Origin of the sequence: Mycobacterium sp. E3198, from assembly GCF_001667015.1 — a bacterium.
Taxonomy (GTDB): Bacteria; Actinomycetota; Actinomycetes; order Mycobacteriales; family Mycobacteriaceae; genus Mycobacterium.
The window spans coordinates 1-11,553 of sequence record NZ_LZIS01000243.1 but is presented as its reverse complement, the minus strand read 5'-3'; the positions used below and the strand labels follow the sequence as shown (position 1 = coordinate 11,553).

The 11,553-nt window shown below is 69.5% G+C and carries 10 protein-coding genes; 9 read left to right on the top strand and 1 reads right to left on the bottom strand.

Annotation, left to right across the window (positions count from 1 at the left end; translation table 11 throughout):
- Position 1 precedes the first annotated feature (1 nt).
- The 4 genes from A5673_RS24845 (at position 2) to A5673_RS24830 (ending at position 3,038) form a co-directional block, all read left to right on the top strand.
- Positions 2-601, top strand: a complete 600-nt coding sequence (locus tag A5673_RS24845) for a riboflavin synthase (protein ID WP_068238753.1) — start codon at positions 2-4, stop codon at positions 599-601.
- Between the two features lie 225 nt (positions 602-826).
- A complete protein-coding gene (locus A5673_RS24840) occupies positions 827-2,104 on the top strand; it encodes a bifunctional 3,4-dihydroxy-2-butanone-4-phosphate synthase/GTP cyclohydrolase II (protein WP_068238751.1) in 1,278 nt (425 codons plus the stop codon).
- The gene (gene ribH, locus A5673_RS24835) at positions 2,101-2,580 is read left to right on the top strand and encodes a 6,7-dimethyl-8-ribityllumazine synthase (RefSeq protein WP_068238749.1); all 480 of its coding nucleotides are present in this window, start codon (positions 2,101-2,103) and stop codon (positions 2,578-2,580) included. Before A5673_RS24840 ends, ribH begins: the two co-directional genes overlap by 4 nt.
- Complete coding sequence (locus A5673_RS24830) at positions 2,577-3,038, top strand: PH domain-containing protein (protein ID WP_068238748.1); 462 nt, start codon at positions 2,577-2,579, stop codon at positions 3,036-3,038. Before ribH ends, A5673_RS24830 begins: the two co-directional genes overlap by 4 nt.
- Positions 3,039-3,042: 4 nt before the next feature.
- Here the strand turns inward: A5673_RS24830 and A5673_RS24825 are convergent, their stop codons facing one another.
- Positions 3,043-4,740 carry a PecA family PE domain-processing aspartic protease gene (locus A5673_RS24825; protein WP_068238746.1) on the bottom strand — a complete coding sequence of 566 codons (1,698 nt, stop codon included), beginning with the start codon at positions 4,738-4,740 and terminating at the stop codon, positions 3,043-3,045.
- 119 nt (positions 4,741-4,859) lie between these two features.
- Here A5673_RS24825 and uvrC point away from each other — a divergent pair, with 119 nt between their 5' ends.
- The 5 genes from uvrC to A5673_RS24800 are packed head-to-tail and all read left to right on the top strand — an operon-like array spanning position 4,860 to position 11,133.
- On the top strand, positions 4,860-6,803 hold the full coding sequence (uvrC, locus tag A5673_RS24820; RefSeq protein WP_068238744.1) for an excinuclease ABC subunit UvrC: 1,944 nt from the start codon (positions 4,860-4,862) through the stop codon (positions 6,801-6,803).
- Positions 6,800-7,684 (top strand): RNase adapter RapZ, encoded by an 885-nt coding sequence (gene rapZ / locus A5673_RS24815; protein WP_068238741.1) that lies wholly within the window; start codon positions 6,800-6,802, stop codon positions 7,682-7,684. The genes uvrC and rapZ overlap by 4 nt, the downstream gene beginning before the upstream one ends.
- Entirely contained in the window at positions 7,681-8,712 is a 1,032-nt protein-coding gene (locus A5673_RS24810; protein ID WP_068238739.1) for a YvcK family protein, read from the top strand. Before rapZ ends, A5673_RS24810 begins: the two co-directional genes overlap by 4 nt.
- A complete protein-coding gene (gene whiA, locus A5673_RS24805) occupies positions 8,709-9,686 on the top strand; it encodes a DNA-binding protein WhiA (RefSeq protein WP_068238787.1) in 978 nt (325 codons plus the stop codon). The genes A5673_RS24810 and whiA overlap by 4 nt, the downstream gene beginning before the upstream one ends.
- A 52-nt stretch (positions 9,687-9,738) precedes the next feature.
- Complete coding sequence (locus A5673_RS24800) at positions 9,739-11,133, top strand: wax ester/triacylglycerol synthase family O-acyltransferase (RefSeq protein WP_068238737.1); 1,395 nt, start codon at positions 9,739-9,741, stop codon at positions 11,131-11,133.
- Positions 11,134-11,553 lie beyond the last annotated feature (420 nt).

The window sequence follows — 11,553 nt, the reverse complement described above, 5'->3', positions numbered from 1 at the left end:
AATGTTCACCGGAATTGTCGAGGAGCTCGGGGAGATCACCGGGCGCGAGGTGCTCGCCGATGCCGCGCGGCTGACCATCCGCGGGCCCGTGGTGACCGCCGATGCCGGACACGGCGATTCGATCGCCGTCAACGGCGTGTGCCTGACGGTCGCGGAGCTGAGGCCGGACGGCCAGTTCACCGCCGACGTGATGGGCGAGACCCTCAACCGGTCCAACCTCGGCGGGCTGCAGGTCGGCAGCCGGGTGAACCTGGAGCGCGCCGCGGCCGTCAACAGCCGGCTCGGCGGGCACATCGTGCAGGGGCACGTCGACGGCACCGGCCAGGTGGTGGACCGCACCGCCTCCGAGCATTGGGAGGTGGTCCGGATCGAGGCGCCCGCGGCCGTCGCCCGCTATGTCGTCGAAAAGGGGTCGATCACCGTCGACGGGATTTCTTTGACGGTGTCCGGCCTTGGTTCGGGGCCACGGGACTGGTTCGAGGTCTCGCTGATCCCGACGACGCGGGAACTGACCACCCTGGGCCGCGCCCCGGTCGGCACGCAGGTGAACCTCGAGGTCGACGTGATCGCCAAATATGTGGAGCGGTTGATGTCGCGTTAGACGCTGCCTACCAGGCTTTACAGCACCGCGCCACCCGCCGAAATCGACGCCACCGCGATGGCTACTCGAACGTTGTCGCGCTCCCGTCGATCTCGACGCATACGGAGGGGCGTGGGCCGCTTCAGCCCGGAAAAGCCGTCGCAATAACGGCGCCGTCGCGGTGGTTCATACTGAATGCAACACTTGGGCTTCTCCTCTGGGCCCCTACGAGAGCAGGCAGCAACGATGACGAGGTTGGACTCCGTCGAGCGGGCGGTAGCCGACATTGCGGCCGGCAAGGCCGTCATCGTCATCGACGACGAGGATCGCGAGAACGAGGGCGACCTGATCTTCGCCGCCGAAAAGGCCACGCCGGAGCTGGTGGCCTTCATGGTCCGCTACACGTCGGGGTACCTGTGCGTCCCGCTGGATGGTGCGGTCTGCGACCGGCTCGGGTTGCTGCCGATGTACGCGGTGAACCAGGACAAGCACGGGACCGCCTACACCGTCACCGTCGATGCGAGAAACGGCGTCGGCACCGGGATTTCGGCCTCCGACCGGGCCACGACGATGCGGTTGCTGGCCGACCCCACCAGCATCGCCGAGGATTTCACCCGCCCCGGTCACGTGGTTCCGTTGCGCGCCAAGGACGGTGGCGTGCTGCGCCGGCCGGGCCACACCGAGGCCGCCGTCGATCTGGCGCGGATGGCGGGCCTGCAGCCCGCGGGCGCGATCTGTGAGATCGTCAGCCAGAAGGACGAGGGCTCGATGGCCCAGACCGACGAATTGCGGGTGTTCGCCGACGAGCACGACCTCGCCCTGATCACCATCGCCGACCTGATCGAATGGCGGCGCAAGCATGAGAAGCACATCGAGCGGATCGCCGAGGCGCGGATCCCCACCCGGCACGGCGAGTTTCGCGCCATCGGCTATGCGAGCATCTACGAGGATGTCGAACACGTGGCCCTGGTGCGTGGCGAGATCGCCGGCCCGAACGCCGACGGCGACGACGTGCTGGTGCGCGTGCACTCCGAATGCCTGACCGGTGACGTGTTCGGTTCGCGCCGCTGCGACTGCGGGCCGCAACTGGACGCCGCGATGGCGATGGTCGCGCGCGAAGGGCGCGGCGTGGTGCTGTACATGCGCGGCCACGAGGGCCGCGGCATCGGCCTGATGCACAAACTGCAGGCCTACCAGTTGCAGGACGCCGGTGCCGACACCGTCGACGCCAACCTGAAACTCGGATTGCCTGCGGACGCAAGGGATTACGGCATCGGCGCGCAGATCCTGGTCGACCTGGGGGTGCGTTCGATGCGGCTGCTGACCAACAACCCGGCCAAGCGGGTCGGGTTGGACGGTTACGGCCTGCACATCATCGAGCGGGTGCCGCTTCCGGTGCGCGCCAACGCCGAGAACATCCGCTACCTGATGACCAAGCGCGACAAGATGGGTCATGACTTGGTGGGGCTGGACGACTTTCACGAATCGGTGCATTTGCCGGGAGAATTCGGCGGTGCTCTGTGAGCGGTAGCGGGGAGCCGGAGCTGCCCGCGCTGGACGCTGCCGGCCTGCGCCTCGGCATCGTCGCCAGCACCTGGCACGGCCAGATCTGTGACGCACTGTTGGCGGGCGCCCGTAAAGTCGCCGCCGAGTCGGGCATCGAGGACCCGACGGTGGTTCGCGTGCTCGGCGCGATTGAGATTCCGGTGGTGGCCCAGCAGCTCGCCAGCAACCACGACGCCGTCATCGCCCTCGGCGTTGTGATCCGTGGTGAGACACCGCATTTCGAGTACGTCTGCGATTCGGTGACCCAGGGGCTGACCCGCGTCGCGCTGGATGCGTCGACGCCCGTCGCCAACGGTGTGCTGACCACCAACACCGAGGAGCAGGCGCTGGCCCGGGCCGGGCTTCCGGCGTCGGTCGAGGACAAGGGGGCCCAGGCCGCCGGCGCCGCGCTGACCGCCGCCCTGACCCTGCGTGACCTGCGCGCTCGGTCGTGAGTGCGCCGAACCGCTGGGATGTCGAGCTGCGTCCGCACCGGACGCTGCCATTCGTCTATGCCGCGGCGCTTTTGATCGCCGCGGCGCACATCGTCGTCGGCCTGCTGCTCAAGATCAGCTCCAGCGGCGTCATCTTTCACACCTCCGACCAGGTGGCGATCGCCGGGCTCGGTCTGCTGATCGCCGGCGGGGTGCTGTTGTTCGCGCGGCCCCGGCTGCGCGTGGGGCCGGCCGGGCTGTCAGTGCGAAACCTGTTTGGGTACAGGCTGATTCCCTGGCGCGACGTGGTGGGCGTGTCGTTTCCCGCCGGGAAACGGTGGGCGCGCATCGACCTGCCCGACGACGAATACGTTCCCCTGATGGCGATCCAGGCCGCTGACCGGGAACGCGCCGTCGACGCCATGGACACCGTGCGGTCGCTGCTGGCGCGCTACCGGCCGGATTTGCGCGACGGCTGAGCCGTCAGGCGTCGTAGAACAGCGTCCCGGTGCCCAGCGGGCTGTACGACAGGTAGATCGGGATGGTCTCGAAGGGGATATTCCCCGTATTGAAAAGGCCATTCGCCCCGCTGACCACAGCCGGCGCCGTCGGGGCCGCGCCGACCGTCTCGTGGTAGATGGCAACGTTGTTGGCGGTGTAGACGGTGAGTGTCGTGCCCTGTGGCACGTAGCCGCCCGCCGAACCGGTGCCCAGCGAGGCGGGTACGTCGCCCCACAGGCCACCGGAATCGACGAACGCGTTCGAGAGGGCAACCGGGGTGCCGCCGTTGACCGACACCTTCAGCGTCGTGACGGGCGCCCCGGAGGACGAGGTGAGGGCGGTCAGCGGGTTGGCGCCGAACTGCGCCGTGCCCGCCGGCTCGTTGAGGAGCACGCCCTGGCTGAGGGTGTCGGGCAACACTTGGACGGGGCTGGTGGTCAACGGGCCGACGAGATTGCTTCCCCCGACGCCCAGAACGGGGAGTCCGTCCGAGGCCGCAAAGCTGGTTGTGTGGCCGTTCTGCGTCTGCGTCACGGAGGTGATGACGGCGACCGTGGTCGGCTGGCTGATGATGCCGTTCCCGAAATTCACCGTGGCCGAATACGTTGTGTAGTTCTCCGTCACGGTGTTTGCGCCGTCGCCGTAGGTGACGGTGCCCGTCCCGGTGGCCGCGCCGAGGGACGCGAAGTTGACGTCCTGGGGCGGGACGACGAGACCCCGGGATCCCGTGTCGAGGATCACTTGGGAATTCGGCCCGCCGGCGATGGAGACGTCGACGTACGGCCTGTTGATTTGCTGGTCCACCTGCACCGGGATGGTGGGCGCCCCACCGGTGCCGCCGGCGGCACCGGGCAGGCCCAGCATCCCGGCGATGCCGCCGGTGCCGCCGGGACCGCCCGCCACGCCGCCCGGACCGCCGGAAACCCCGCCGGTCCCGCCCGCGCCGCCGTTGCCGATGAGCCAGCCGCCGCGGCCGCCGGTGCCGCCGACGCCGCCGAGTTCCCCGCCCAGCCCGCCGCGCCCGCCGTCTCCGAAGAACAGGGCGTTGCCGCCGACGCCGCCGGTGCCGAAGGGTCCGCCGATGCCGCCGATGCCGCCGTTGCCCCAGAGCAGCCCCCCGGTGCCCCCGGTTCCGCCGGACGCGTCCCACCCGCCCACGCCGCCGGCGCCGCCGGAACCGAGCAGGCCGGCCGGACCGCCCGGGCCGCCGGGTAGCCCCGACGCTCCCGAACCGCCGCTGCCGCCGTTGCCCAGCAGGATGCCGCCCGCCCCGCCGGCCTGCCCCGTACCCGGCGTCCCGTCGGCGCCGTTGCCGATCAGCGGGCGCCCCACCAGCAGCTCGGTGGGCAGGTTGATCACGCCGAGCACGTCTTGCGCGAGGATCTGCAGCGGCGAGGTGCCGGCGGCCTCGGTGGCGGCATACGCGGCCGCGCTCCCGCTCAGCGCCGCGACGAACTGGGCGTGAAACGCCTCGGCCCGCAGCCCGAGCGCCTGGTAGTCGAGGGCGTGGCCGGAAAACAACGACGCGATCGCCGCGGACACCTCGTCGCCCGCGGCCGCCACCACCCCGGTGGTCGAGGCCGCCGCCGCCCGATGCGCCGTCGCCACCGACGAGCCGATACCGGCGATATCGGCGGCCGCGTCCGTGACGAGTCCCGGCGCCGCGATCACGAACGACATTCCGGAACCCCCAGCGCTATCGGCGATCGGCGATACGCGGATGGTAGCCGTCCGATCAGCGGATCCGGCGGCTTTCGGGGCCGGTCGGATTTGTCTTGAGCGGCTACTAGCCTGGGTACGTGCCAGATCCCGCAACGTATCGCCCCGCGCCCGGGTCCATCCCGGTCGAGCCGGGCGTCTACCGATTCCGGGACGCGCACGGGCGGGTCATCTACGTCGGCAAGGCCAAGAGCCTGCGCAGCAGGCTGACGTCCTACTTCGCCGACGTCGCCGGCCTGCACCCGCGAACCCGGCAGATGGTGACCACCGCGGCCAAGGTCGAGTGGACGGTGGTCAACACCGAAGTCGAGGCGCTGCAGCTGGAATACAACTGGATCAAGGAGTTCGATCCGCGCTTCAACGTCCGTTACCGCGACGACAAGTCGTACCCGGTGCTGGCCGTCACGCTGGGTGAGGAGTTCCCGCGGCTGATGGTCTATCGCGGCCCCCGCCGCAAGGGCGTGCGCTATTTCGGCCCCTACTCACACGCGTGGGCGATCCGCGAAACGCTGGACCTGCTCACCCGCGTCTTTCCGGCCCGCACCTGCTCGGCCGGAGTCTTCAAGCGGCACAAGCAGATTGACCGTCCCTGCCTGCTCGGCTACATCGACAAATGCTCGGCACCCTGCGTCGGCAGGGTCAGCGCCGAGCAGCATCGCCAGATCGTGGAGGACTTCTGCGACTTTTTGTCCGGCAAGACCGATCGCTTCGCCCGCGAACTCGAGCAGCAGATGAACGCCGCGGCCGAGCAGCTCGACTTCGAGCGGGCGGCCCGGCTGCGCGACGACCTGTCGGCGCTGAAGCGGGCCATGGAGAAGCAGGCCGTGGTGCTCGGTGACGGCACCGACGCCGACGTGGTCGCGTTCGCCGACGACGACCTGGAGGCTGCGGTGCAGGTGTTCCACGTCCGCGGCGGCCGGGTGCGCGGCCAGCGCGGCTGGATCGTCGAAAAGTCCGGGGACCCCGGCGAATCCGGTGAGGAGCGGTTGGTCGAGCAATTCCTGACCCAGTTCTACGGGGAGCAGGCCGAACTGGGCGGCGCCGCCGACGAATCCACCAACCCGGTCCCGCGCGAGGTGCTGGTGCCGTGCCTGCCGTCCAACGCCGAGGAGCTGACCAGTTGGCTGTCCGCGCTGCGCGGCTCCCGGGTCGCGCTGCGGGTGCCGCGCCGCGGTGACAAGCGGGCGCTCGCCGAAACAGTGTTGCGCAACGCGAAAGAGGCTCTGCAGCAACACAAACTGAAGCGTGCCGGCGACTTCAACGCGAGATCTGCTGCACTGCAGAATATTCAGGAGGCGCTGGGACTGGCCGATGCGCCGCTGCGCATCGAATGCGTCGACATCAGCCACGTGCAGGGCACCGACGTGGTGGGCTCGCTGGTGGTGTTCGAGGACGGCCTGCCGCGCAAGTCGGATTACCGGCACTTCGGCATCCGGGAGGCCGCCGGGCAGGGGCGCTCCGACGACGTCGCCTCCATTGCCGAGGTGACGCGACGCCGCTTCGCCCGCCACCTGAGCGAGCAAAAAGACACCAATATGCTTTCGCCGGAAGGAAAATCGCGCCGCTTCGCGTACCCGCCGAACCTGTTCGTCGTCGACGGCGGCGCGCCGCAAGTCAACGCGGCGTCGGCCGTGCTCGACGAACTCGGCATCACCGACGTCGCGGTCATCGGCCTGGCCAAGCGGCTGGAGGAGATCTGGGTGCCTTCGGAGCCGGACCCGATCATCATGCCGCGCAACAGCGAGGGCCTCTACCTGCTGCAGCGCGTCCGCGACGAGGCGCACCGGTTCGCGATCGCCTACCATCGCAGCAAGCGATCCAAGCGAATGACCGCCTCAGCGCTGGATTCGGTGCCAGGATTGGGAGAACATCGGCGCAAGGCGCTGGTAACCCATTTCGGATCGATAGCCCGCCTCAAGGAGGCCACCGTCGACCAGATCACCGCCGTTCCGGGCATCGGCGTGGCCACCGCCACTGCCGTCCTCGAGGCGCTGCGACCCGAGCAACCGGAACTCGCCGAATGACAAGCCAAGACGAGGGGGCGGGCATCGATGTCGTCCTGGTGACGGGGTTGTCGGGCGCGGGGCGGGGGACCGCCGCCAAGGTGCTCGAGGACCTCGGCTGGTACGTGGCCGACAACCTGCCGCCCCAGCTGATCACCCGGATGGTCGATTTCGGGCTGGCCGCCGGGTCGCGGATCACGCAGCTCGCGGTGGTGATGGACGTGCGGTCGCGGGGCTTCACGGGCGACCTCGACGAGGTGCGCAACGAGCTGGCCACCCGCAACATCAGCCCGCGCGTGGTGTTCATGGAGGCCTCCGACGACATGTTGGTGCGCCGCTACGAACAGAACCGCCGCAGCCATCCGCTACAGGGCGAGCAGACGCTGGCCGAGGGCATCGCCGCCGAGCGCAGGATGCTGGCGCCGGTGCGCGCCACCGCCGACCTGATCATCGACACGTCGACCCTGTCGGTGCGGGGGCTGCGGGAGAGCATCGAGCGCGCCTTCGGCGGCGAGACCGGCGCGTCCACCAGCGTCACCGTCGAATCGTTCGGCTTCAAGTACGGCCTGCCGATGGACGCCGACATGGTGATGGACGTCCGGTTCCTGCCCAACCCGCACTGGGTGGACGACCTGCGCCCGCTCACCGGCGAGCACCCCGACGTGCGCGACTACGTGTTGGGTCAGCCCGGCGCGGCCGAGTTCCTCGACGCTTACCATCGTCTGCTGAACCTCGTTGTCGACGGCTACCGCAGGGAGGGCAAGCGCTACATGACGGTCGCCATCGGCTGCACCGGCGGCAAGCATCGCAGCGTCGCGATCGCCGAGGCATTGATGCAGCTGCTTCGGGGTAACCCCCAGCTGGCGGTGCGGGTGCTGCACCGGGATCTGGGTCGCGAATGAGTGATGGCATCGTCGCCTTGGGGGGCGGACACGGCCTGTATGCGACGCTGTCGGCGGCGCGGCGCCTGACGCCGCATGTCACCGCGGTGGTCACGGTCGCCGACGACGGCGGTTCGTCGGGCCGGCTGCGCAGCGAACTGGACGTGATCCCGCCCGGCGATCTGCGAATGGCCTTGGCGGCGTTGGCATCCGACAGCCCGTACGGACGGCTGTGGGCGACCATCCTGCAGCACCGTTTCGGCGGCAACGGCGCGCTGGCCGGCCACCCGATCGGCAACCTGCTGTTGGCGGGCCTGTCCGAGGTGCTGGCCGATCCGGTCGCCGCCCTCGACGAGCTCGGCCGCATCCTCGGGGTCAAGGGCAGGGTGTTGCCGATGTGCCCGATCGCGCTGCAGATCGAGGCCGACGTGTCCGGCCTGGAGGCCGACCCGCGGATCTTCCGCCTGATCCGCGGGCAGGTGGCGATCGCGACCACGCCCGGCAAGGTGCGCCGCGTGCGGCTGCTGCCACCCAACCCGCCGGCGACCCGGCAGGCCGTCGACGCCATCATGGCCGCCGACCTGGTGGTGCTGGGGCCAGGGTCGTGGTTCACCAGCGTGATCCCGCACGTGCTGGTGCCGGGGCTGGCCTCGGCGCTGCGATCGACCACCGCGCGGCGGGCGCTGGTGCTCAACCTGGTCGCCGAGCCGGGGGAGACGGCCGGCTTCTCGGTGGAACGCCACCTGCACGTGCTGGCCCAGCACGCGCCGGGATTCACCGTGCACGACATCATCATTGACGCCGAGCGGGTGCCCGGTGAGCGCGAACGCGAGCAACTGCGCCGCACCGCGACGCTGCTGGAAGCCGAGGTCCACTTCGCCGACGTGTCCCGACCTGGTACACCTTTACATGACCCGGGCAAGCTCGCGGCGGCGCTCGACGGGGTCCGAGCGGGCCATAGTGGTTCACAAGGCCCTCAAACCCCTTCCGCGACCACCACGAACGAGATCCGGGTCGACGGTGAGAGGGGTGACGACGCGTGGCGATGACGACCGAAGTCAAGGACGAACTGAGCCGCCTGGTTGTGAAGTCGGTCAGCGCGCGGCGCGCGGAGGTCACGTCCCTGCTGAGGTTCGCCGGCGGGTTGCACATCGTGGGCGGCCGGGTGGTCGTCGAGGCCGAGGTGGACCTGGGCAACGTCGCGCGCCGGCTGCGCAAGGACATCTTCGAGCTCTACGGGTACAACGCCGTCGTGCATGTGTTGTCGGCCAGCGGGATTCGCAAAAGCACCCGGTACGTGCTGCGGGTGGCCAACGACGGCGAGGCGCTGGCACGGCAGACCGGGCTGCTCGACATGCGGGGCCGTCCGGTGCGCGGGCTGCCGGCACAGGTGGTCGGTGGCAGCATCGGCGACGCCGAGGCGGCCTGGCGGGGGGCTTTTTTGGCGCACGGGTCGCTGACCGAGCCGGGGCGTTCGTCCGCCCTGGAGGTCAGCTGTCCCGGCCCGGAGGCCGCGCTGGCGCTGGTGGGCGCGGCCCGTCGGCTGGGGGTCAGCGCGAAGGCGCGCGAGGTGCGGGGGGCCGACCGGGTGGTGGTGCGCGACGGCGAGGCGATCGGCGCCCTGCTGACCCGGATGGGGGCCCAGGACACGCGGCTGGTGTGGGAGGAGCGCCGGATGCGTCGCGAGGTCCGGGCGACGGCCAACCGGCTGGCCAATTTCGACGACGCCAACCTGCGCCGCTCGGCGCGCGCGGCGGTCGCGGCGGCCGCCCGGGTGGAGCGCGCGCTGGAGATCCTCGGCGACACCGTCCCGGACCATCTGGCATCGGCGGGCAGGCTGCGCGTCGAGCATCGGCAGGCCTCCCTGGAGGAGCTGGGCCGGCTGGCCGACCCGCCGATGACGAAAGACGCTGTCGCCGGGCGCATTCGGCGGCTGCTGTCGATGGCCGACCGCAAGGCGAAGGTCGAGGGGATCCCGGACACGGAGTCGGCGGTGACGCCTGACCTGCTGGAGGATGCTTAGCCGGCCCGGCAAAGTGCTGGGCAGGACGGGCGGGGGAGGCTACGGTCAGTTCATGAAACGGCTTTCGAGCGTTGACGCGGCGTTTTGGTCCGCGGAAACTGCGGGCTGGCACATGCATGTGGGCGCGCTCGCGATCTGTGATCTCACCGATGCACCCGACTTCAGCTTTCAACGCGTTCGCCAGCTGATCATCGAGCGCCTGCCCGAACTGCCGCAGCTGCGCTGGCGGGTCACCGGCGCACCGCTAGGGCTCGACCGGCCGTGGTTCGTCGAGGACGAGGAACTCGACGTCGACTTCCACATCCGTCGCATCGCGGTGCCCGCGCCGGGCGGCCGGCGCGAGGTCGACGAGCTGGTCGGCCGGCTGATGTCCTACAAGCTCGACCGTTCGCGACCGCTGTGGGAGCTCTGGGTCATCGAGAACGTCAAGGGCAACCGGGTCGCGACGCTGACCAAGATGCACCATGCCATCGTCGACGGCGTCTCCGGCGCCGGGCTGGGCGAAATCCTGCTCGACGTCACCCCCGAACCGCGACCGCCGCAACAGGAGACGGTGGGATCGCTGGTGGGATTCCAGCTCCCCGGGATCGAGCGGCGCGCGGTGGGTGCTCTGGTCAATCTGGCGGTCAAAACGCCGTTTCGGATCAGCAGGCTCCTGGAGCAGACGGTGCGCCAGCAGATCGCCGCGCTGGGCGTCACCAGCAAGCCGCCGGGCTACTTCGAGGCACCGAAGACGCGATTCAACGCGCCGGTTTCACCGCACCGGCGGATCACCGGCTGCCGCGTCGAACTGGACCGGGCCAAGGCTGTCAAGGATGCCTTTGGCGTCAAGCTCAACGACGTGGTGCTGGCCCTCGTGGCCGGTGCCGCCCGAGAGTACCTTCTGAAACACGACGAGTTGCCGGCCAAACCGCTCATCGCGCAGATTCCCGTCTCGACGCGCACCGACGAGAACAAGGACGACGTCGGCAACAAGGTGAGCTCGATGACCGCGTCGCTGGCGACCGACATCGAGGACCCGGCCGAGCGGCTGCGGGCCATTCACGAGAGCACCCAGAGCGCCAAGTTGATGGCCAAGGCGCTGTCGGCGCACCAGATCATGGGGTTGACCGAGACCACGCCACCGGGGCTGCTGCAGCTGGCCGCCCGCGCCTACACGGCCACCGGGCTGTCGCGAAACCTGGCCCCCATCAACCTGGTGGTGTCCAATGTCCCCGGCCCGCCCATGCCGCTGTACATGGCCGGCGCCAAGCTGGAGTCGCTGGTGCCGCTCGGACCGCCCGTCATGGACATCGCCTTGAACATCACCTGCTTCTCTTACGAGAAGTATTTGGACTTCGGCTTTGTCACGACCCCCGAAGTCGCCAACGACATCCACGAGATGGCCCGCGCCGTCGAGCCTGCGCTGACCGAGCTGGAGAAGGCCGCGGCGCGGGAAGGAAGCTAGCAGCTAGTCGCCCTCGTCGTCGCGCGGACGAACCTTTCGGGATGATGAAACGTATTGGTTCGCGGCTGTCCAAAGTCGAAGTGGGGTGGGGAAATCCAACCGTAGCTTCGCCGTCGATAAGCGGCTCTTTACCCGGTGGACGTATCGCGCCGCGCGCGCCGACCCGCCAGGTTTGGCAGCCACATTCGCCACGTTGTCGTCGTCCACGTGTCCTCCTGACGCCTCGTCTTATCAACGGACGGTTCCTTAGCATGTGTCCGTCCGCCGCGTTGTCGCCGCGGTCAACCGCCACGCGAGTGCCGACATGCCCGACAGCCGGCGGGGGTCAACCCTCCTCGTCGTCGTTGTCGGGGTGGAGGAGTTTTTCGGGGTGGTGGTAGGTGTTGGTGCGGGGCTGGCCGCGGTCCAGGTGCGGCGGCG

Bases quoted from the DNA above. Each gene is read 5' to 3' on its own strand.
- A5673_RS24845 (WP_068238753.1), top strand. From the start codon at position 2: ATGTTCACCGGAATTGTCGAGGAGCTCGGGGAGATCACCGGGCGCGAG.
- A5673_RS24840 (WP_068238751.1), top strand. From the start codon at position 827: ATGACGAGGTTGGACTCCGTCGAGCGGGCGGTAGCCGACATTGCGGCC.
- A5673_RS24825 (WP_068238746.1), bottom strand. From the start codon at position 4,740: ATGTCGTTCGTGATCGCGGCGCCGGGACTCGTCACGGACGCGGCCGCC.
- rapZ (WP_068238741.1), top strand. From the start codon at position 6,800: ATGACAAGCCAAGACGAGGGGGCGGGCATCGATGTCGTCCTGGTGACG.
- A5673_RS24810 (WP_068238739.1), top strand. From the start codon at position 7,681: ATGAGTGATGGCATCGTCGCCTTGGGGGGCGGACACGGCCTGTATGCG.
- whiA (WP_068238787.1), top strand. From the start codon at position 8,709: ATGACGACCGAAGTCAAGGACGAACTGAGCCGCCTGGTTGTGAAGTCG.
- A5673_RS24800 (WP_068238737.1), top strand. From the start codon at position 9,739: ATGAAACGGCTTTCGAGCGTTGACGCGGCGTTTTGGTCCGCGGAAACT.